Here is a 20,296-nt window from a genome sequence, read left to right as displayed (position 1 = left end):
CTGATCTCCACGAATGCGGGAACGTGGTTAATGGGGGATGAAATTCGGCACCTCTCCTCCCCATCATCATGGGGAAAGGACCGAGAAACTAGGCCGGTGCGTCTGTTGGGATGGCCGACTTGGGCGTCGGGTCACGACTGGTGGCCGCCGCGCCGACAGACGCCGCGACAATGAAGGCCACGGCCAGCCACTGAACGCCCGTCAGCATCTCACCCAGCAACAGCAGCCCGAACAGGGCCCCAACCGCAGGATCAAGGCTGAGCATGACGCCAAAGGTCCGGCGCGGCAGGTGGCGCAGGGCCGCCATCTCCAGGGAATAGGGGATGGCGCTCGAGAGGATAGCGACCAGCAAGCCCAGGCCCAGCACGGTCGGCGTCAGGACGCCGGGCACGGACAGCGGCTCAATCCCGATGGGGGCGACGACCAGCACGGCGGCAAACATCCCCAAGGCCAGCGACCGCCCCGGATCGAAGTCCGACAGCTTCTTGCCCAGCACGATGTAGAGCGCCCAGAAGACCGCAGCCAGCGCGGCGAAACCGGCCCCCACCGGATCAATGCCACCACCGGCGATCGGCAACAGCAACAACAGGCCGGCGGCCGCCAGAGCCACCCACAGAACATGCGACAGCCGCCGCGCACCGATCAGGGCCACACTGAGCGGACCAATAAACTCAATGCCCAGCGCCACGCCGATCGGAAGGGTCCGAAGCGACAGGTAGAAGGTCAGGTTCATGGCCCCCAGCACCAGGCCGAACAGCACCGTCAGCCACAGGTTGGCCCCCGTCCGCCGCGCCTTCCACGGCCGGAAGATCACCGCCAGCACCACAGCCGACAGAATGACGCGCAGGGTCACGGCCCCTTCGGCCCCGACCAGGGGGAAGAGCGACTTGGCTACCGTCGTCCCGACCGCAAACGAAACAATGGCCGCAACCACCGCCGCATAGGGCCAGATCGCGCGCAGGCGAGCCGTCATATCATCGTGTCTCAGGGCCAGTTGGATCATGCTGTGACCGTATCGAATTCCCGCTTGCGCTTCCCGGCGATCTTCGCAGGATGTGCGTCTGTTTTCGTCGTGCACGGGCCTGAAATGACGGAATTCGTCAAACTCGATTCCTTTGACCGCAAGCTGATCGCGCGGGCACGGGCCAATAACCTGGAACCGGCGCGGGTGACGGCAGACGCCGTGGGCCTGTCGGAATCGGCGGTCCTGCGCCGGATGCGGCGGCTGCGGGCCGAGGGCGTGATCGTGCGCGACGTGGCGGTCGTCGATCCGGGCCGGATCGCGCCTCACATGACGATCCACGTTCTGGTACGTTTTCCGTCTCGCGATCGGGCACGCGGCACCGCCTTCAAGGCGGCGATGAAGGTCAGCCGTGAGGTCCAGGCGGCCTGGGACGTGACCGGAGAGTGGGATTATCTGCTCAACGTCGCCGTGCCGAACATGGAAGCCTATGAGGCGTTCTGCGAGCGCGCGCTGGGCGACGATGCCGGTGTCGAGGACTTCCAGAGCATGATCACCATCCGCGAGATCGTGGCCTTCGACCCGTCCCGGGCACCGTTGGCGGGCTAGGCCAACCGCTCCAGCAGGTCCTGCGCGAACACCGACAAGGTGTCGTCGCGCGCACCCATGACGATGATGCGATCACCGGACCTGGCCAGTTCAACCAGTCGATCCCCACACGCTGCGCGATCGGCATAGGCCTCAGCCTTCACACCCATGGCCACCAGATCGCCGACCAGATCCTGGCTCCCCACGGACCTGTCCGTGGTCCCGCCGTAGTAGACGGGCTCAGGCATGATCAGCACATCATCGGGGGCGAGCCCCTGCTGGAATGCCTCGGCCAGCTCGCGACGCATCAGACGGATCGGTCCAAAGCCGTGCGGCTGGAACATGACCAGCAACCGGCCGGGGAAGGCCCGTAGCGTCCGCAAGGTCGCGGCGATCTTGTCCGGGTTATGGGCAAAGTCGTCGATGACGATGATCCCTCCGGCAATCCCTGTCACCTCAAGTCGACGCCGGACCCCGCGATAGTCCGAAAGCGCCTGGGCCGCCGCCGCCATGTCGACCCCGAGGGCCCGAGCGGCCAGCAATGCCGCCAGAGCATTGGCGACATTGTGCAGGCCCGGCGTCCGCAAGCTGACCGGCCAGTTGGCTCCATCCCGGGAATGGGCGGTGAAGTCGACGCCATCCGGACGCTGGACGATATCGCGCGCGCTGAGGTCCGCCTCGCTGGAGATCAGGCTGAAACTGACCGCCTCCTGAGCCCGCCCGCCCAGGGCCAGGCTTTCGGCGTTGTCGAAATTCAGGACGGCCACACGCGACTTGGCGACAAAGTCGCCGAAAAGCTGGCGCAGCTCTTCCATCGTTTTGTGGTCAAGGCTGATGTTGGACACGACGGCAACGGTGGGGTCGTACAGGGCAATGGTGCCGTCGCTCTCATCGACCTCGGCGGCAAACAGGTCCGGGGCGCCGACACGCGCCGCGGCAAATGGTGCGTCGGCTGTCACATAGTTGAGCATGTCCGCCCCGTTGATGACGGTCGGGTCCTGGCCGGCGCGGTCCAGAATCCAGGCCAGCATGGCCGTGATCGTCGACTTGCCCGAGGTGCCGGCCACGCCGACGCGCTGGTCCGAGCCGTTGAACAACTCGCTGAGCAGCTCGGCCCGGCGCATGACCCTGGCCCCGACGCGGCGCGCCGACACCATGTCAGGAACCGTATCCTCGACGGCGGCGGACGCCACCACGATCTGATCGGCGCTGACGACACCCGAGCCATCCTGGGCGAACAGGTCGATCCCCTGGCTTTGCAGATAGTCAAATCGGGCAGCCACCCGCGCCTGGTCCAGCGCCCGGTCAGACCCCTGAACCCGGAAGCCCTTCGAACGCATGATGAGCGCCAGCGGGGCCATGCCCGAGCCACCGACGCCACAGAAAAAATAGGACGATTGGGTCATGGGGCCTCTATAGACGGACAGGCGCGTTTGGGGAGAGCCGATTGATGACATCACCGTTCAGGATCGGCATCGTCGCGCCCGCCGGACGGTTCAGCCCCGAGGCCGCCGAACGTGTCGTCAAGCTGGCCGCTTTGCGCCAGGGGCATCCCGTCGAGTTGGTCGTTCACCCTCAGTGCTTCCTGGCCCAGGGCCATTTCGCCGGGTCGGACCGGGCCCGCGAGGATGCCCTGGTCGAGGTGGCCAACGACCCTACCCTCGACGCTGTCTGGTTCGCGCGGGGCGGCTATGGCTCCAATCGCGTCGCTGAGGCGGCGGTCGAGCGGATGAATGCCGCCGCATTGAAAAAGCCGTTCCTGGGCTATTCGGACCTGGGGTTTGTCCTGGCCGCCCTGGCCAAGGCCGGGGCGTCGCGCGCCGCCCATGGACCGATGTGCCAGGACGTTCTGCGCCCCGGCGGTGAGGCGGCGGTGTGGCGCGCGCTCGACTGGCTGGTCGACGAGACTGACGCGGCGTGCGAGCCGAACGCGCTCAAGATGCCGACCATGGCTTTCAACCTGACCGTCCTGTCGAACCTGCTGGGGACACCGCTTGAGCCGGATTTCTCGGGCCGCACATTGATGCTCGAGGATCTGTCCGAGCACCTGTATCGCATCGACCGAAGCCTCTTTCACATCACGTCCAGCCCCAATGTCCGGCGTGCGGCGGGCCTTCGCCTGGGCCGCATTTCAGACATCCCTGACAACGACCCGCCATTCGAGCAGACTCCCGAACAGATTGTGCGGCACTGGTGCGAGGTTTCAGGCGTTTCGTTCCTCGGGGAGGCCGATATCGGCCATGATCTCGACAACAAGATCGTGCCCTTTTCCTGAGCCGCAAGCGGAGGCCGTCATGCGACCGGCGATGATCCCGACGATAGCGATGTCCATGGCCTTGGCCGCCTGTGCCTCGACACCCGCCCCACCCACGGTCTTCAACGGTGAGGCCACGACGCGGCTTGGGGAGACGGCCCGCATCGGCGACGTCTCGATCCGGCCGATCGAGGTGGTCCAGGACAGCCGCTGCCCCGTTGATGTGCAATGCGTTCACGCCGGCTTCTTCCATGTCAGGGTCGAGATCCGCACCGCGCGAGAGGCGCGCGCCGAGGTGATGGAGCTTCGCCGCGGCATCGCCCTGGAGGACGCTCGCAGCTTGCGCCTGACGGCGGTAACGCCGCCCCGTCGGACCGCACCGGACCAGGGGCCGCTGGACTATCAGATGACCTTCGCTCTCGGACCGGGCGACTGAATCTGGATATGTGAAAGCCGCCCGCCGGCGGGGCGGACGGCTCTCGTCTCCGGGTGGGGTAGTGGCCCCACGGGGTCGGTGGCGGGTCGCAGGACCTCCCAATCCGGAGAGGTTCGTTAAACGGCCTCAGCCCTCGCTGTCGTCCTGGCCTTCATCAGGCTCGGGACTGCCCAGCATGTCGTCGGCAATCCGGTCCGTCGATCCGCGCACGGCCTTTTCAATGGCGTCGGCAATGTCGGGATTCGCCTTGAGAAACTCGCGGACATTCTCACGACCCTGGCCGATCCGGGTCGAGTCATAAGAGAACCAGGAACCAGACTTCTCAATGACCCCGGCCTTGACGCCCAGGTCAATGATCTCACCCAGCTTGGACACGCCTTCGCCGTACATGATGTCGAAGACAACTTCGCGGAACGGCGGCGCGACCTTGTTCTTGACCACCTTCACGCGGGTCGAGTTGCCGACGATCTCGTCACGGTTCTTGATCGACCCGATGCGGCGAATATCCAGACGCACCGAGGCATAGAATTTCAGGGCATTGCCGCCCGTCGTCGTCTCGGGCGAGCCATACATCACGCCGATCTTGTGACGGATCTGGTTGATGAACAGCACGATGCACTTGGACTTGGAAATCGAGCCGGTCAGCTTGCGCAGGGCCTGGCTCATCAGTCGCGCCTGAAGCCCCGGCAGGCTGTCGCCCATCTCGCCTTCGATTTCGGCCCGCGGCGTCAGAGCGGCGACGGAATCGACGACCACGATATCCACCGCCCCCGAACGGACCAGGGTGTCGGTAATCTCCAGCGCCTGTTCGCCGTGGTCTGGCTGGGACACCAGCAGGTCATCCAGGTTCACGCCCAGCTTGGCGGCATAGCCCGGATCCAGCGCGTGTTCGGCGTCGACGAAGGCGGCGACGCCGCCCTTCTTCTGAACCTCGGCGACGGTGTGCAGCGCCAGGGTGGTCTTGCCCGAGCTTTCCGGGCCGTAGATCTCGATCACCCGGCCCACCGGCAGACCCCCGATTCCCAGGGCCATGTCCAGGCCGAGCGACCCGGTCGAAACGCTTTCGATCTCGGCGGCAACGCCCCCGGTCCCCAGCTTCATCACCGAGCCCTTGCCGAAGGCGCGGTCGATCTGGGCCAGCGCCGCTTCGAGCGCCTTCGCCTTATCCGAATCCTGCTTACCCACCAGTCTCAAAGCCGCCTGCGCCATCAAAGATCTCCCCTTACACGATTCCCGTCGCTGTCCGGTCAGCCCGCCATGGACCCGCCGCCGCGTCGAAGGGCATATGTGCATGGTTTGTTCTCGTTCGCAATATGTTCTCGTTCGTTTGTTCGACGAGCACCGCCCGGATACGACCATTTTTGTCGCATCGCTTCGCCCCCAGGGGGTACGGTCAGAACAGCCCTCGCAGCCGTTTTCCCGTGTGCTAAGGCGTAGGCCTGATCCGAGCGAAAGGGTTCGCAATCATGGACGAGTGGACGTTCGGCCTGTCGGCCATGGACCTCGGGGCGCTGGTTGTTTTTCTGCTGTCCTGGCTGGCCTGTGAGCCGATGATCCGCGCGATCAGCCGGCGGCGCGGGGCCCTGAACGCCGACCTCGACCTGATGCGGACGGCCTGGATGCGCGCCATGACCCGACGCGAAATGCGCATGGTCGACAGCCAGCTGCTCGGCCACACGATCAACTCGGCCTCCTTTTTCGCCTCGGCCAACCTGATCCTGATTGCTGCGGTTGGCGGTGTCCTGTTTGGCGGCGAAGCCGCTTTGCGAAACCTCCCGGCCGTGGGGGTTGAGGCCCCCACCCGCGTCATGGAGGTCAAGTTCGCTCTGATCAGTATCTGCCTGGCGCGTGGCCTGCTGGACTTCATCTGGTCCATCCGCCAGCTCAACTACACGGTGGCGCTGGTCGGGGCGGCCCCGGAGTCAGACGCGGCGCCGGACCATCTGGATGCCTATGCCCTGACGGTGGCCGAGGTTCTCAACCCGGCCATGCATGGGTTCAACCGCGGCGTTCGGGTCTACTACTTCGCACTTGCGGCCGGCGCCTGGCTGATTCATCCGGCATTCCTGGCGCTCGGCGCCTTGATGGCCATCGCCCTTCTGGCCTGGCGACAGTCGGCATCGCCTGCGGCCTTGGGGGTCCGCCACGCCCTATCGGTCCTCGGCGGCCCGGCTCCGCCGACCTCATAAGTTTTTTCGCGACTGCGAAAGAATCGGGGTTGCGAATTGTGCATTGCAACGTATCTTGGGTTTGCCCTGATTGGGCGTTTCCTCCCAAATGACTTCAAGCCGCGCTTTCGGGCGCGGCTTTTTTTGACTCCAGCCAGGCGATCAACGCCTCGCCAACTGCCTGGATGTCTGCCTGTAGCCTCTCCAGACCGGGCACCGGCTCCAGGGTTTCTTCATTGAGGTACAGGCTCCGGTCGATCTCGACCTGGACGGCGTGAAAGCTCTGATTGGGCTGACCCCAGAGCTGGGTCGTATACCCCCCGGCAAACGGACGGTTCATAACGACCCGCCGTCCCCGCGCCTCAAAGGCGGCCCGAACGGCGCCGGCGATTTCTGATGACGCACTCTGCCCGTGGCGATCACCCAGCACGATGTCGGGGCGCATCCCTCCGCGTCGTTGCTCCGCCTGTGCCGCCAGCGACGGCATCGAGTGCCAGTCGATCAGCACCGCCCGCCCCCACTGGGTCCGCGTCTCATGCATCATCGCCGTCAGTTCGGCATGATAGAGGCGGTGAACCTCATGGATGCGCCCTTCGATCTCAGTGCGGTCCAGCCGTCCGCGATAGAGTGTCTTGCCGTCCCCGCCCAGGCGCGGAACAACCCCCAGACCGGCGCGGGTGCGAGGCGTCTCGCGTCCTCGACCATCCTCGACAAGTCGAGGGTCGATATCTGCGGGGTCCCGATTCACATCGACGAAGGCCCGCGCCGTCCGGTTGACCAGCCGCGCTATACCTAAAGCCCCTGCCCCGTCGGTCAGCTGGTCCACCAGCGGATCTTCGAGGCTTCGCAGCGTGGCGATATTGGCCTGAAGTTGCGCGCGGTGTGCTTGTGGAAACCCCCGCCCCGCGTGGGCAACGGCATAGATCAAAGGAGTCGACCTGCACGCCGCGAACCACTCGAGGATCATCGTCTGGTCGCCCGTCGCCTTCATTCCCGGTTTACGCCCTTTCCGCTAAGCTGCCGGTTCTGATTGTAGGGGGCACAAGCTGTGGCGCATATCCTTTTGGCCGAAGACGACGGGTCCCTGCGCGGCTTTCTCGCCCGGGCTCTGGAAAAGGCCGGACACACGGTCATTGCCTGCGAAAACGGGGATGACGCCATCGATGCCCTCGATCAGGGGCCTTATGATCTACTGCTGACCGACATCGTCATGCCGGGGGCCGACGGCATTGAGGTGGCGCGCATTGCCGCCCAGCGTCAGCCTGGCGTCAAGATCATGTTCATTACCGGGTTCGCGGCGGTGGCGCTTTCCGCCGCCCAGGCTGCGCCCGAAGCCAAGGTTCTGTCCAAGCCGGTCCACCTGCGCGACATCGTCGCCGAGGTCGATCGCATGGTGGCCGCTTAACCCCCCTTGCGGCCCCCGCGAATGCCGGGCTATAGACCCGCCTCCGCGCCCACAAGGCGATCGGACGGACGCGTAGCTCAGCGGTAGAGCACTACGTTGACATCGTAGGGGTCACAGGTTCAATCCCTGTCGCGTCCACCATTCCTTCAAACAAATCCGCACGACGGGGCTCAGTCGCTGGGCACCGGCGCTTGCGCCGGATTTGGCCCCTCACCCGTCAGCGCAAAACAAGAAACGCCCTCCGGCCGGGACCGAAGGGCGCATCTCGACTCGTCAGGTCATGGAACCTAGGGCCGGTCGCGTTCCGGCAAGGCCGTGACTTCCGCATCGGTCAGACGGCGCACGCCCGTCACCGGACAGGTCGTGCGGCCGCCGGGAAGATCCGGCACGATGAGTTCGGCATCCATGCTGGAACAGACCGAGGTGCCGCCGCCGCGCGGAACAATGCCGATCTGGTGCGACCAGTCGGCGTTGGAGCAGCCCATGGTGCTCAACTCGAAAACTTCATTACGACCGGTCCGTACATAGACATGGCGGTCATCCGAAGAGGCGAAAGATCGGACTTCGCTGGTGAAAAAGCACTCACGCGGGGCACCTGTCTGGGCCATACCGGGGGTCGTGGGTGCACAAGCCGTCCCGGCCCCGAGGGCCAGGGTCGCAAGGATAAGCGGGGTTCTCATTTCTGGGCTCCTGCCTTGGGGGATGCCGCAAGACGATGCGGCACTATGAGAGGGAGGTGATCAGCAGATACAGGCGAAGGTGTGGCCATCATCTCGGCAACCAGGTGTTCCGCCAGAAGCGGGGCCCACATGAAACCGCGACCGCCCAGCCCGCTCAGAGCCCACACCCCCTGCCCGACCTGCCCGCACAGGGGCCTGTGATCAGCGGTGACAGCGCGCACGGCGGCCCGGCCCGCAACCGCCCTGCCCTCCAGCTTGCCGGCAAGGACCGGGCGCGTCTCAACCAGTCGGGCCAGCAGTCGATTCGTGTCCGCGACATCGACATCCGCTTCGGCGCGCCCTCGGTCATGGGTGGCACCGATCAGGGTTCCTGACCGCGTCGGTATGGCATAGCCGGGGCCCCAGATCGCCGCCCGTCCAGCCGTGATACCATCCGCCCAGCACAGTTGCCCGCGGACAGGTGACACCCCCGCCACCCCCAGAGCCTTGGAGGCAAAGCCGGCCGCGACAATGATCGCGTCAAAGCGCCGCTCGCGCCCATCGTCCGTGACGATGACGGGCTCTGAGCCAGGCCGAATCTCCAGCACGCCGGCTCGCACTATCTCCGTGTCCGCCAGCCAGGCATCGAGAACCGCGCGCGGATCAATTGTCAGGGCATCCATCAGCCAAACGCCCGGCTGTCCCGGGGGTTCGTCAACGAGGGCCGCGGCGCCCTCGGCGTCCAACTCTGAAATCAGGGTCGACGGCCAGATGGCTTGTCCCGCTGCGGTCAGCCAACGTTTCTGGTCTGCGGCGTCGCGCGCCAGCTTCAGCACGCCCCGATCGATCACGGCCTGAGGTGTTTCCCGCTGATAGAGGTCAGTCGCGAAGAGGAAGGCCTGGGCCGCCAGCACAGAGGCCGGCGACAGCCCGGCATCGACCCAGGGCGTCACCAGCGCCGCCGGAGCCCCCGAAGCGCCGGCCCCCGGCCCCACTACGTCAAACACCGTTGCCGACTTGCCGAGGCGGGCCAGGGCGCGAGCCAGGGCGGCTCCGGCAATACCGGCCCCAATCACAGCAACGTGCCGGAGATCGGGCGCGTCCTGACATTCGCTCGGATAGACCGCCTCCAGCCGCTCGCGCTTGCGCCCATGGCCTGGCTTTTTCTCGACCTCAAATCCAGCCGTCGCAAGGCCGCGCCGGACCTGGCCCGCGACGGTAAAGGTCGCCGCGCGCGCGCCTGGGGCCGAGCGCTGTCCGACCAGGCTCAACACCTCATCGGACCACATGGCGGGATTGGCTGCCGGTGCAAAGCCATCCAGAAACCAGGCGTCTGCACGCCCGGACCACTGTCGCAACATCGGCTCGACCTCACCAAAGGCGAGATCCAGCGTGGCGTGGCAGTCGGGCAAAGCCATCCGGTGGGTTCCCGGCGTCAGGACCGGCCAACGATCAACAATCTGGCCTGAAATGTCTGACAGGTCCGGCCAGGCGGCATGGGCCTGCTCGAGAGCCTGTTTCCACAGCGGGTGGGCCTCGACCGACCAGATATGCAGATGACCGCCCGCGGGCCGTTCACGCCTCCACAGGTCCAGCAGCGCCAGGATGTTGAGGCCCGTGCCGAATCCCAACTCCGCCACGGTGAAATGGGTCCGACCCTGCCAGACCTGCGGCATGCCACATCCGGCCAGGAACACAGCCCGGCTCTCCGCCAGCCCGCCCTCCCGAGAGAAATAAACGTCGCCATAGACCGACGACAGCGGCTGACCGTCCTCGGTCCAGTCCAGTTCGGCCAGTTTGAGAAAATCGGGACGCATCCAGGATGCTGTGAACCCGAATGCTCCAAAGGAAAAGGGGCCGCCCTGCGGGCGACCCCTTCCCAGACAGTCTGCCTTGCGGCGATGTCTTAGTGAGCAGCTTCCGAAGCAGCAGCCTCGGTTTGCTCAGCAGCGGCTTCCATGCTGGCACCGGCGGCTTCAGCGCCGTCGGCAACAGCTTCACCGGTGGCGGCAGCGGCATCGCCGGCAGCAGCCGCAGCGGCGTCAGCCGAGGCAGCGGCGTCAGCGGCGGCGTCCGTGGCCGTTTCGGCAGCGGCGTCGGCTTCAGCGGCTTCTTCAGCGGCCGGCTGGCAGGCGGCGACCGACAGAGCGGCAACACCGATGGAAGCGATGAGGAGCTTGCGGATGATCATGATGCGTTCCTTCCCTAGGGACTTTTTTGACGCGGGATCATGAGTCCCGCTGAGGGGACGTAACGCGTATTTGATCGCAGCCGCAAGCAAAGAATCACGAAGCCGTGATCACTTTTTTCCCTCCGCCACCGATCAGGCGGCGGCATCCATGGGCGCGGCAGCGAGCGTTTCTTCAAGCTGGGCAAAGCTCGGCTGGGCGGTCGATGGAATGTCGGTTCGGCCGATTTCCACCGAGATCTGGGCGGCGTTTCCGTGCAGGTGGGCGATCAGGACCGACTGGATGATCTTGTAGAAGGCAGCCTCCTCGTCAACGATCGCCTTGAGCCGCGCCGCGATCGGTCCGACCAGGCCGTAGGCCAGGAACACGCCCAGGAAAGTGCCGACCAGGGCGCCGCCGATCATGCCGCCCAGAATCTCCGGCGGCTCGGTGATCGAGCCCATGGTCTTGATAACCCCCAGCACCGCCGCGACGATCCCGAGCGCCGGAAGGGCGTCGGCCATGTTCTGCAGCGCATGAGGCGCGGCCAAGGCTTCGTGGTGGTGCTTTTCGAGCTGCTTTTCCATCGCGTCCTCGACCTGATGCGGGTCTTCGAGGTTCATGGTCATCATCCGCAGGGTGTCGCAGATGAAGTCGATAGCAAAATGGTCCTTCATGATCTTCGGGAACTTCTGGAAGATCGCGGAATCCTTGGGGTTCTCGATATGGCTTTCGAGGGCGATCACGCCCTTGGATTTCATGGTCTTGGTCAGCATGAACAGCAGGCTGAGAAGGTCCTTGTAGTCGCCGGCCTTCCACTTGGGTCCCGCAAAAGCCTTGCCCAGACCGGCCAGGGTCTTCTTGATCACCGCCGGCGAGTTCGAGATCAGGAACGCGGCGATGGCCGCTCCGCCGATAGCCATCATCTCATGCGGCAGCGCATGCAGGATGACGCCAAACTTGCCGCCCGCCAGCACATAGCTGCCGAACACCATGGCAAAGAGCATGACGATGCCGATGATCTGAAACATGAGTTGGCCCGAACGTGAGAATTCTTCCGGCATGGTGAAGTGGAATGCTTAAGGCGGGGTTGCTCGCCGAATGCCCGATCCGGCTGGACCGGCCAAAGTGACCTTCGGCCCCATTTCGTCCCCCGCTGTTCCGGTATAGCTAGGCAGCCATGGCTCTATTGATCGGCATCGTAGGCGGCTCCGGCTCCGGCAAGACCACGATCGCGCGTGCCCTGACGGACCGCCTGGGGGCCGCCGCCACCATGATCGCCGAGGACAGCTACTACGGCGATTGGGGAGCCGAGCCGGGCTTCGATCCGGCGCGCTTTGATTTCGACGATGTCGCCTCTCGCGACCACGCGCTTCTGGCCGAGCATCTGGCGACCCTCAAAGCGGGGGGGCAGGTCCAGGTGCCCGTCTATGATTTTGTCACCCATCGTCGCCTCGAAAGTCAGTCAACCCGCGTCGGACCGGTCGATGTCGTGGTGGTTGAGGGGCTTCACCTGTTCTGTACGCCGGAGGTGACCCGCCTGTTTGATCTGCGGATCTTCGTCGATACGCCTGCTGATATTCGTTTTATTCGCCGCCTCATCCGCGATCAGGCCGAGCGCGGGCGAACCTGGGAATCGGTCGTCAATCAGTACCTGGGAACTGTGCGCCCCGCCCATCTGCGCCAGGTCGAACCCTCTCGGACCGAAGCCGAGGTCGTCATCCTCGATGAGGCCGGTGCCGTGCGCCTGGACGGACAGACAAATCTGGATCGGCTGATTGCCCCGCTCCTGGCCGATCCCCGGCTAAAATCCATCATCGAATGAATTTTCCCTGCACGGCGGGGTTGCGGAACGGCGATTTCCCGGATTAGGACTTACGCCTGACAGGATGTGGGGCGTCCAGTTTAGGGCACAGGCAAGGGGCATGACGGACGGCTTAGATGAGGACTTCGACGACAAACGGCGACTAATTCTGGACAGGGCGCGGGACTGTTTTCTCCGCGACGGCTTTGGCAAGGCGGCCATGGGGACGATTGCCAGATCCGCCCAGATTTCGACGGCAACGCTTTATCTGCATTTTCCGTCGAAGGCGGAATTGTTCCACCACACGATCCTGGATACTTCGGAACATTTCGTCGGCATGATGCGGGCGGTACGTTTCGGATCGGGCGCGGCCGGTGAGCGGATTCTCAACTTCGCACGGGGCTACGCCCAGTTCCTTGCAGATCCCTTTGTGCGGGCCGTTTTGCGGCTGATTGCGGCTGAACGCGGCCGGATTCCACAGGCCGCCGCTGACATCTATGAACGCGGTCGGCGCGAGGTCGGGGGCCCCTTGATCGCGGCGCTGCGAACGCTTGCCAGTGAGGGGAGACTGATCGTCGAGGACCCGGCCACTGCGGCGGGCCAGCTGATGGGCATGATCGAACACCCGCTGTTCATGTCGGCCATGATGTTGGGCGATTCCCATCGACTGGAGCGCAATCTGGATCAGATCGCGGAGGACGCGGTGCGAACCTTCGTGGCCCGCTACGGGACAGCAGAGCCGGTGCCGTCGGAGCGTATCACGGGAAAAGACGGCTTCGCCGCCAGCCATCGGACGATCGGCTGAAAAGAAGCCGGTCGTGCAGACGGAAAGGGCGATCTCGCCAGAACTCCATCTGTTCTGGGATCAGCCGCCAACCGGTCCAGTATGGCGGGCGCGCAACCGGCCCCAGGCCGAATTTGAGGCCGTATTCGGCCACCCGCCGCTCCAGCTCGAACCGACCTTGCAGGGGACGCGACTGGTCCGAGGCCCAGGCACCGATGCGCGCGTCTCGGGCTCGGCTTTCAAAATAGGCGTCGGCTTCTGCCGCGCTGACGGGTTCGACCCGGCCTCGCACCCGCACCTGACGGCGCAGCGACTTCCAGTGAAAGAGCAGCGCCGCCTGGGGATTCTCGCCTAGCTGCCGGCCCTTGGCGCTCTCAGCGTTGGAGTAGAAGACGAACCCCCGTGCGTCGAAGTCCTTGAGCAGCACCATGCGGCAGTCAGGCAGGCCCTCTGCATCCGCCGTCGCCAGAGCCATCGCGTTGGAATCATTGGGCTCACGCTCGCGCGCCAGCGCCAACCACTCGCCGAACAGGGCGAACGGCTCCTCCCGTTCGAACTCAGCCTCGTCGCCGTTGGCGTCCAACTGGCGGGCATAGTCGTCTGCGGACGGACTGGGCGGAATGCGGGCATCTCGGCTCATGCGAGGGATATAGCGCGCTTAACGGGGTTTTCAGAGGCAGGGCGTATTTCCTCGGGTCGATATGCCTATCGCCCGGCCCATGACCTCCAAGGACGCCTGTATCCTGCTCGGCCTGAACGGCCCGGTGGGCGGGGCCGATCTGACGACCGCCTTTCGCCGCGCGGCCAAGGCGGCGCGCCCCGATCAGTCAGGCGGGGATGAGGATCGGTTCCGCCAGGTCATCGAAGCCTATCGCCTGCTTCAGGCCCTGGAAGCGGCGCGGACCACCATGCCGGCCCGACCGGCATCCCAACCGAAGCCTGCGACCGAAACGCCCTGCCCGCCCCCGTCCGTACTGGAAATCTCGCCGCGTGAAGCCATGCTGGGCGTGTCGCGCCGGGTCGAGATCACCTCGGGCCGCACCCTGGGCCTGAGACTGCCGGCCGGGCTTCGGGCCGGTGAAACCGTGCGTCTGGGGGGCAAGGCGGATGACGGCTCGGATCTCCTACTGACCGTCAAAATCAGGCCTGACGCAGACATGCGGATCATCGGCGACGACCTTTGGCTGGAGTGCCAGGTTGATCCGTCACTGCTCAGCCACGGTGGACGCTTCACCGTCGTCAGCCCTCGGGGCGAACATGCCGTCACCGCCCCCCCGGCCCTGCCCGCACCCTACCGGCTCCGCCTGAAGGATCAGGGGCTTCCCGCCCGCGCGGGCAAGCCGCAGGGCCATCTGTTTGTCACCCTCAAGCCCTTGGCAGCGACCGCTCCCGACCCGGTGCGCGAGCGACTGGGCCGCTTCAAACGCGCCTGGATGCGGGGATAGGCGGCGAACGGAGGTTCGGCTAAGCCTGAATCATGTCTCACAACAGCTTCGGCCATCTGTTTCGCGTGACGACCTGGGGCGAGAGCCACGGGCCGGCGATCGGCTGTGTCGTCGATGGCTGCCCGCCGAACATTCCCCTGTCCGAAGCCGACATCCAGCCCTGGCTGGATCGCCGCAAACCCGGCGGCTCTAGGTTCGTCACCCAGCGCGGCGAGCCGGATGCGGTGAAGATTCTGTCGGGCACCTTCGATGACGGTGCCGGGCCGGTGACGACGGGCACGCCTATCAGTCTGTTAATCGAGAACCAGGACGCGCGCTCGAAAGACTATGGCGAGATCGCTCGCGCCTATCGGCCGGGCCATGCGGACTATGTCTATCAGGCCAAATACGGCGTGCGCGATCACCGGGGCGGCGGACGGTCTTCGGCCCGGGAGACGGCCATGCGCGTGGCGGCGGGAGCCATTGCGCGCATGGTGCTGGGCGACGGCGTGGTGGTCCGCGCGGGCCTGGTCCAGATCGGGGCGCATCGTCTGTCTGAAGATCAGATCGACTTCGGCGCGGTTGACGGCAATCCGCTGAATGCCGCGACCGCTGACACATCCGGGTGGGAGCAGTATCTGGATGAGGTCCGCAAGGCGGGCTCATCAATCGGCGCGGTCGTAGCTGTTGAGGTGACGGGCGTTCCCGTCGGCTGGGGCGCGCCGGTCTATGGCAAGCTGGACGCCGACCTGGCCGCCGCGATGATGTCCATCAACGCCGCCAAGGGGGTGGAGATCGGCGCCGGCTTCGGCTCAGCCGAACTGTCGGGCGAAGACAACGCCGACGAGATGCGCCTCGGCCCGGACGGCCAGCCGGTGTTCCTGTCCAACAAGGCGGGCGGCATTCTCGGCGGCATCTCGACCGGCCAGCCGATCACCGCCCGCGTGGCCTTCAAGCCGACCTCCTCGATCCTGACGCCCCGCCAGTCGATCACCCGCGACGGGGCCGAAACCGAGATCCGCACCAAAGGCCGCCACGATCCCTGCGTCGGCATCCGCGCCGTGCCGGTGGTTGAGGCCATGGCGGCGTGCGTGCTGGCCGATGCGATGCTCAGGCACCGGGGGCAGGCGGGCGCGCCCCTTCCGTAACCACAACTGTTACCTATATACCTTCCAACATCACTCTTGGGAGGATCTCCAATGATCGAACGCAGACCCTTCGACAAGCTCGGGGGCGCCAATCACGGTTGGCTGGACGCCAAACATCACTTCTCGTTCGCGAGCCACTATGACCCCAACAACATGGGCTGGGGCCGGCTGCGCGTCTGGAACGACGACACCATCGCGGCCAACTCGGGCTTTCCGCCTCATCCGCACGCCGACATGGAGATTATCACCTATGTCCGCAAAGGCGCGATCACCCATCAGGACTCGATGGGCAACAAGGGCCGCACGGGGGCGGGCGACGTTCAGGTGATGAGCGCCGGCACCGGCGTGCGCCATGCCGAATATAATCTGGAGCCCGAGGCCACGACCCTGTTCCAGATCTGGATCGAGACGGACAAGCCGGGCGCGGCGCCCAGCTGGGACCAGAAACCCTTCCCCAAGGGCCAGCGGGACGGCCGGTTTACGGTCCTGGCGTCGGGCATGGCCGGTGACGACGACGCGTTGAAGATCAACGCCGACGCCCGCGTGCTGGGCGCGACGCTGAAGGCCGGCGAGGAGATCCGCTATCCGCTGGGCGAAGGCCGACGTGGCTATCTGGTGCCGGCGGTCGGCGCGGTCGAGGTCAATGGCGTCGCCATCGGCCACCGCGACGGCGCAGCCATCAAGGATGAGGCCGAGCTGGTCATCCGCGCGGTCGAAGACGCCGAGCTGGTGATGGTGGATAGCCGCTAGCCCGGCGCCGTCCGGTCATATTGCGCTAACCATGGCGGGCTATGAGGGCATGAGCCCCTGGAGCCCGCCATGACCCCTCGCCTTGTTCGTCTCACCGCCCTATCCGCGTTGATGGTGGGAGCTTTAGGCCTGCAGGGCTGTCTGGCGGGAGCTGTCGTCGGCACAGCGGGTGCCGTTGTCGGGGCCGCTGCCGGCGCAGCCGGGGCCGTGGTCGGCGCGGGTGTCGATGCCGTCACCACCTCGGATGCCGAAGAGTATCGTCAAATGCGCCGCGAGTGCGAACGCCGCGTCCGGCGCGGCGCGAACGAAGACTGCTCGGCCTATCGTCCGCAGTAGCCGGGCGAGCTACTCGCTCCGCTGGAAGAAGATCGTCATTTCCTCGACGTCGAGATCGCGCTCAAGGCTGTGCAAGACTTCGTCTTCGATCTGTCCAGTGCGGTGAAGCCCTAGCAAGACCGCCCGCGCGGCCCCAACGGCCTCCAGCGACGCGTCGAACTGGGGCTGCATGTTTTCCAGCTCTTCCTCGGCGTTTTCCGCATAGGTTTCCATGTACTGGGTCCGGCGCGTGTGCATTTCGAGCATCTGCGGGTGCAGCAGCGTGCCGTCCGGCGCATAGGCAAATGCTTCCACCACCTCCAGCTTGGCGCGGGCCATGGCCAGCTCGGCCTGGGCCATGGACACCTCGGCTGCCGGCTCAAGATCGACCGGCTTCACCAGCCGGATAAGCCAGCCCAGGCTGCATCCCTGAACGATGACGGTGACGAAGATCACGGCAAAGGCGGAAATCAGGATCAGGTCGCGGCCCGGCAAATCCAGCGGCACGGTCAGGGCGATGGCGAGCGTCACCACACCCCGCATGCCGGCCCAACTCAAGACCGTCGCCTGACGCCAGCCGAGCGGCTCTCGCTTCAGGCCCAGCCGATGGGCCACGACCATGACGGCGTCCGCCCCAAACACCCAGACGAACCGGGCGACCGTGACCGCCCCAACCACGCCCAGGACCACCCAGCCCATGGCAGGGTCAACGCCTCCGTCCTGCCCCATCCGCTCGATCACGCCCCTCAGGGAGAAGCCGATAAGCATGAAGACCAGAGCTTCCAGCACAAAACTCATCAGCTCACCGGCTCCACGGCCTTGCAGGCGCACGCCGGCAGGCACCACCTCGTGCTGGTACCAACCCTGAATCAGACCGGCGACGACCACGGCGATGACCCCTGAAACATGGACCGCCTCCGCCGCCAGATAGGCCACCCAGCACAGCGTCAAGTTCAGACCGATGATCAGCATTCGGTCGTCCAGCCGCTTGACCACAAACAGCCAGGCAAGCCCGATCGCGGCTCCGACCGCGACACCGCCGGCCGCCAGGATTGAGAAGTCCCATACCGCGTCGGTCAGGCTGAAGGCCCCAGTCAGGGCCGCAGCCACCGCGAACCGGAACAGGATCAGGCCCGTGGCGTCATTCAACAGGCTTTCGCCTTCCAGCAAGGTCGTCAGCCGACGCGGTAAGGTCACCCCTTTCAGAACAGCCCGGGCCGAGACGGCATCCGGCGGCGAAACCACCGCACCCAGCGCAAAACACGCCGCCCAGGGCAAGGACGGCACCAGCCAGTGCGTCACCACGCCAACGATCAGGGTGGTCAAGACAATCGCCCCGACCGCCAGCGAGAGGATACCCCTGAGATGATATCGGAACCGCCCCAGGGCGGTGTTGGTCGCCCCATCGACCAGTAGCGGAGGGAGAAACAGAGCCAGCGCCAACTCGGGATCCAGCTCGAAGGTCGGCAGGCCGGGCGCAAAGGCGGTCAGCCCTCCACCAATCAGAAGGACTGTGGCCGGTGGCCACTTCAGCTTGAGCGCCACCCACTGCAGGAAGAACACCAGCGCCAGCAGCACCAGGATCAGTTCGAAGGCTTCCAGCGCGTGCATTCAGATGGCCCCTCCCGCCAGCGACAATCCCGACTAGATGATCGTCGCGCCGTGGGAAAGGACGTGTGCCTTCGAGGCTAGACCTCCAGCACGCACCGCTCGCCGATAGTCGGTCGGATCAGGGTGACTTTCGACAGGCCGGGGAACTCCGGCTTCAGTCGATCTGCAAACCACAGGCACAGGGCCTCCAGGCTGGGCTTCTCCAACCCGGCATGATCGTTCAGGAGGCTGTGATCCAGTTCAGCGGCGGCGGCTTTCAGCCCGGCCTCAAGCTGTGTCAGATCGACGACAAAGCCCATGTCGCCACCACGCTCGCCACGCACCGTGGCCTCCACCAGAAACGAGTGGCCGTGCACGCGCCGGTGCGGGCTGCCGTCCGGTCCCATGGGGAAGTGATGGGCCGCATCAAAATGGGTGGCCTTGGTGACTTCGAAGATCTGGCTCATTTGACGCCGATGTACTTGTGGGTCTGGACGCTCAGGCGCCACTGGGGATGGGCGAGGCAATAGTCGAAGGCCGCGCGGGTATTGGCTTCGAGGTCCGGCCCGTCCATGGGCTGGAGCCAGAAGCGTTCAAAATCGAGGTGGACAAACCGTTCGGGCCGCGCCTTGTCCTGGGGAAAGACCAGTTTCAGCTCCTGGCCTGCTGTCTGGACGACCGGCGCGTCGGCCTTCGGACTGACGCATATCCAGTCGATACCGTCGGGCGCAGCCTGGGTGCCGTTCGTCTCCACCGCAATGTCGAAGCCTCTGGAATGCAGAGCCGAAATCAGGGGGGGATCGAGTTGCAACAGCGGCTCACCGCCAGTGCAGACAACCAGCCTGGGCATGCCGGCTGCGCCGATCCATTTGTCGGCGACCGCGTCGGCCAGGGCTTCCGGCGTTTCGAACTTGCCCCCCCCCTCACCGTCCGTCCCGACGAAGTCGGTGTCACAGAAGGTGCAGACCGCCGTGGCCCGATGGCTCTCCAGCCCGTTCCACAGATTGCAGCCGGCAAACCGCAGAAACACGGCCGGACGGCCCATCTGGCCGCCCTCACCTTGAACGGTGAGGAACATTTCCTTGACCGAATAGGTCATGCGGGCTCTCCCGCATATTCGGTCCACCCGACCGCGCGCAGTTCACAAGCCGGACATTCGCCGCAGCCATAGCCCCAGGCGTGGCGTGCGCCGCGATCCCCCAGATAGCAGGTGTGGCTGTCCTCGAGGATCAACTCGACCAGCGCCGTGCCGCCAAGCTCGTCGGCCAGGGCCCAGGTCTGAGCCTTGGTCAGGGCCATCAGCGGCGTCTCAATCCTGTAGTCGCGCGCCATGCCCAGGTTCAGCGCCATCTGCAGAGCATCCAGCGTGTCGCGGCGGCAATCCGGGTAACCGGAGAAATCTGTCTCGCACATTCCGCCGACCAGACGCTCGATCCCACGCCGATCGGCCAAGGCCGCCGCATAGGTCAGGAACACAAGATTGCGCCCGGGCACGAAGCTGGTCGGCAAGCCCCGGCTGTCCATTTCGATGGCGCGGTCCTCAGTCAGGGCGCTGGATGCAATCTGGCCAAAGCCACGAATGTCGACGGTGTGGTCCTGCCCCAACCGGTCCGCCCAACCCGGCTTGAGGGCCGGCAGGCGTTCCAGCATTGTCTGCCGCGCTTCCAGCTCAACGGCATGGCGCTGGCCGTAATCAAACCCAACCGTCTCGACGCGCGCGAACCGCTCCAGCGCCCAGGCCAGGCAGGTGGCCGAATCCTGACCGCCTGAAAACAGGACCAGGGCCGAGTCTTGCAAGGAAGCGTGGGTTTCAGACATGACAAACCTGCGGTCGGCCCGCAG

General features: G+C 65.4%; 24 protein-coding genes and 1 tRNA gene. 12 read left to right on the top strand and 13 right to left on the bottom strand.

Annotation, left to right across the window (positions count from 1 at the left end):
* Positions 1-88: 88 nt before the first annotated feature.
* Positions 89-1,003, bottom strand: a complete 915-nt coding sequence (locus G391_RS0108360; RefSeq protein WP_084169186.1) for an EamA family transporter — start codon at positions 1,001-1,003, stop codon at positions 89-91.
* 84 nt (positions 1,004-1,087) lie between these two features.
* On the opposite strand from G391_RS0108360, the gene G391_RS0108355 reads away from it, so the two are divergent.
* Positions 1,088-1,570, top strand: coding sequence for an Lrp/AsnC family transcriptional regulator (locus G391_RS0108355; protein WP_029087115.1), 483 nt, complete (start codon positions 1,088-1,090; stop codon positions 1,568-1,570).
* Here G391_RS0108355 and G391_RS0108350 read toward each other — a convergent pair.
* Positions 1,567-2,955, bottom strand: a complete 1,389-nt coding sequence (locus tag G391_RS0108350) for a Mur ligase family protein (protein ID WP_029087114.1) — start codon at positions 2,953-2,955, stop codon at positions 1,567-1,569. The two genes, G391_RS0108355 and G391_RS0108350, sit on opposite strands and share 4 nt — an antisense overlap.
* A gap of 44 nt (positions 2,956-2,999) precedes the next feature.
* On the opposite strand from G391_RS0108350, the gene G391_RS0108345 reads away from it, so the two are divergent.
* Both G391_RS0108345 and G391_RS15185 read left to right on the top strand, forming a co-directional pair.
* Positions 3,000-3,824 (top strand): LD-carboxypeptidase, encoded by an 825-nt coding sequence (locus tag G391_RS0108345; protein WP_035304028.1) that lies wholly within the window; start codon positions 3,000-3,002, stop codon positions 3,822-3,824.
* A 19-nt stretch (positions 3,825-3,843) separates the two neighbouring features.
* On the top strand, positions 3,844-4,239 hold the full coding sequence (locus G391_RS15185; protein ID WP_051257237.1) for a hypothetical protein: 396 nt from the start codon (positions 3,844-3,846) through the stop codon (positions 4,237-4,239).
* 126 nt (positions 4,240-4,365) lie between these two features.
* On the opposite strand, the gene recA is transcribed toward G391_RS15185, so the two are convergent.
* On the bottom strand, positions 4,366-5,448 hold the full coding sequence (gene recA / locus G391_RS0108335; RefSeq protein ID WP_029087112.1) for a recombinase RecA: 1,083 nt from the start codon (positions 5,446-5,448) through the stop codon (positions 4,366-4,368).
* A 257-nt stretch (positions 5,449-5,705) separates the two neighbouring features.
* Between recA and G391_RS0108330 the strand changes: the two genes are divergently transcribed.
* A complete protein-coding gene (locus G391_RS0108330) occupies positions 5,706-6,428 on the top strand; it encodes a DUF599 domain-containing protein (protein WP_211226485.1) in 723 nt (240 codons plus the stop codon).
* Positions 6,429-6,522: 94 nt separating this feature from the next.
* Here the strand turns inward: G391_RS0108330 and G391_RS14315 are convergent, their stop codons facing one another.
* Complete coding sequence (locus G391_RS14315; protein ID WP_245572068.1) at positions 6,523-7,374, bottom strand: N-formylglutamate amidohydrolase; 852 nt, start codon at positions 7,372-7,374, stop codon at positions 6,523-6,525.
* An 81-nt stretch (positions 7,375-7,455) separates the two neighbouring features.
* On the opposite strand from G391_RS14315, the gene cpdR reads away from it, so the two are divergent.
* Positions 7,456-7,812, top strand: a complete 357-nt coding sequence (cpdR, locus tag G391_RS0108320; RefSeq protein WP_029087110.1) for a cell cycle two-component system response regulator CpdR — start codon at positions 7,456-7,458, stop codon at positions 7,810-7,812.
* A gap of 66 nt (positions 7,813-7,878) precedes the next feature.
* Positions 7,879-7,953 (top strand) — tRNA-Val (locus G391_RS0108315).
* Between the two features lie 146 nt (positions 7,954-8,099).
* On the opposite strand, the gene G391_RS0108310 is transcribed toward G391_RS0108315, so the two are convergent.
* From G391_RS0108310 to motA, 4 genes are all read right to left on the bottom strand, one after another.
* Entirely contained in the window at positions 8,100-8,492 is a 393-nt protein-coding gene (locus G391_RS0108310; RefSeq protein ID WP_156893890.1) for a DUF6491 family protein, read from the bottom strand.
* Positions 8,489-10,288 (bottom strand): tRNA (5-methylaminomethyl-2-thiouridine)(34)-methyltransferase MnmC2, encoded by a 1,800-nt coding sequence (mnmC2, locus tag G391_RS14310; protein ID WP_035304026.1) that lies wholly within the window; start codon positions 10,286-10,288, stop codon positions 8,489-8,491. Before mnmC2 ends, G391_RS0108310 begins: the two co-directional genes overlap by 4 nt.
* An 89-nt stretch (positions 10,289-10,377) precedes the next feature.
* Complete coding sequence (locus tag G391_RS0108300; protein WP_029087108.1) at positions 10,378-10,662, bottom strand: hypothetical protein; 285 nt, start codon at positions 10,660-10,662, stop codon at positions 10,378-10,380.
* Positions 10,663-10,794: 132 nt separating this feature from the next.
* Positions 10,795-11,670, bottom strand: a complete 876-nt coding sequence (motA, locus tag G391_RS0108295) for a flagellar motor stator protein MotA (RefSeq protein WP_029087107.1) — start codon at positions 11,668-11,670, stop codon at positions 10,795-10,797.
* Between the two features lie 149 nt (positions 11,671-11,819).
* Between motA and udk the strand changes: the two genes are divergently transcribed.
* Both udk and G391_RS14305 read left to right on the top strand, forming a co-directional pair.
* The gene (udk, locus tag G391_RS0108290; RefSeq protein ID WP_029087106.1) at positions 11,820-12,464 is read left to right on the top strand and encodes a uridine kinase; all 645 of its coding nucleotides are present in this window, start codon (positions 11,820-11,822) and stop codon (positions 12,462-12,464) included.
* 100 nt (positions 12,465-12,564) lie between these two features.
* On the top strand, positions 12,565-13,248 hold the full coding sequence (locus G391_RS14305) for a TetR/AcrR family transcriptional regulator (protein ID WP_051257235.1): 684 nt from the start codon (positions 12,565-12,567) through the stop codon (positions 13,246-13,248).
* Here G391_RS14305 and pdxH read toward each other — a convergent pair.
* On the bottom strand, positions 13,202-13,867 hold the full coding sequence (gene pdxH / locus G391_RS0108280; protein ID WP_029087105.1) for a pyridoxamine 5'-phosphate oxidase: 666 nt from the start codon (positions 13,865-13,867) through the stop codon (positions 13,202-13,204). The two genes, G391_RS14305 and pdxH, sit on opposite strands and share 47 nt — an antisense overlap.
* A 79-nt stretch (positions 13,868-13,946) precedes the next feature.
* On the opposite strand from pdxH, the gene G391_RS0108275 reads away from it, so the two are divergent.
* The 4 genes from G391_RS0108275 to G391_RS15705 all read left to right on the top strand — a co-directional run bounded on the left by G391_RS0108275 (position 13,947) and on the right by G391_RS15705 (position 16,885).
* Positions 13,947-14,672, top strand: a complete 726-nt coding sequence (locus tag G391_RS0108275) for a DnaJ C-terminal domain-containing protein (protein ID WP_245572063.1) — start codon at positions 13,947-13,949, stop codon at positions 14,670-14,672.
* Positions 14,673-14,704: 32 nt separating this feature from the next.
* Complete coding sequence (gene aroC / locus G391_RS0108270) at positions 14,705-15,799, top strand: chorismate synthase (RefSeq protein ID WP_029087103.1); 1,095 nt, start codon at positions 14,705-14,707, stop codon at positions 15,797-15,799.
* Positions 15,800-15,850: 51 nt separating this feature from the next.
* Entirely contained in the window at positions 15,851-16,549 is a 699-nt protein-coding gene (locus G391_RS0108265; RefSeq protein WP_029087102.1) for a pirin family protein, read from the top strand.
* Positions 16,550-16,618: 69 nt separating this feature from the next.
* Entirely contained in the window at positions 16,619-16,885 is a 267-nt protein-coding gene (locus G391_RS15705) for a hypothetical protein (protein WP_029087101.1), read from the top strand.
* A gap of 9 nt (positions 16,886-16,894) precedes the next feature.
* Here the strand turns inward: G391_RS15705 and G391_RS0108255 are convergent, their stop codons facing one another.
* The 4 genes from G391_RS0108255 to queC all read right to left on the bottom strand — a co-directional run bounded on the left by G391_RS0108255 (position 16,895) and on the right by queC (position 20,272).
* Positions 16,895-18,475 (bottom strand): Na+/H+ antiporter, encoded by a 1,581-nt coding sequence (locus tag G391_RS0108255; protein ID WP_029087100.1) that lies wholly within the window; start codon positions 18,473-18,475, stop codon positions 16,895-16,897.
* A gap of 77 nt (positions 18,476-18,552) precedes the next feature.
* Complete coding sequence (locus G391_RS0108250) at positions 18,553-18,921, bottom strand: 6-pyruvoyl trahydropterin synthase family protein (protein WP_029087099.1); 369 nt, start codon at positions 18,919-18,921, stop codon at positions 18,553-18,555.
* Complete coding sequence (gene queE / locus G391_RS0108245; RefSeq protein WP_029087098.1) at positions 18,918-19,553, bottom strand: 7-carboxy-7-deazaguanine synthase; 636 nt, start codon at positions 19,551-19,553, stop codon at positions 18,918-18,920. Before queE ends, G391_RS0108250 begins: the two co-directional genes overlap by 4 nt.
* The gene (queC, locus tag G391_RS0108240; protein WP_029087097.1) at positions 19,550-20,272 is read right to left on the bottom strand and encodes a 7-cyano-7-deazaguanine synthase QueC; all 723 of its coding nucleotides are present in this window, start codon (positions 20,270-20,272) and stop codon (positions 19,550-19,552) included. Before queC ends, queE begins: the two co-directional genes overlap by 4 nt.
* Positions 20,273-20,296: the final 24 nt, after the last annotated feature.

Source organism: Brevundimonas aveniformis DSM 17977 (genome assembly GCF_000428765.1).
GTDB lineage: Bacteria > Pseudomonadota > Alphaproteobacteria > Caulobacterales > Caulobacteraceae > Brevundimonas > Brevundimonas aveniformis.
Note: the sequence above shows the minus strand (reverse complement) of the source record. Positions and strands in the feature narration are given on the sequence as shown.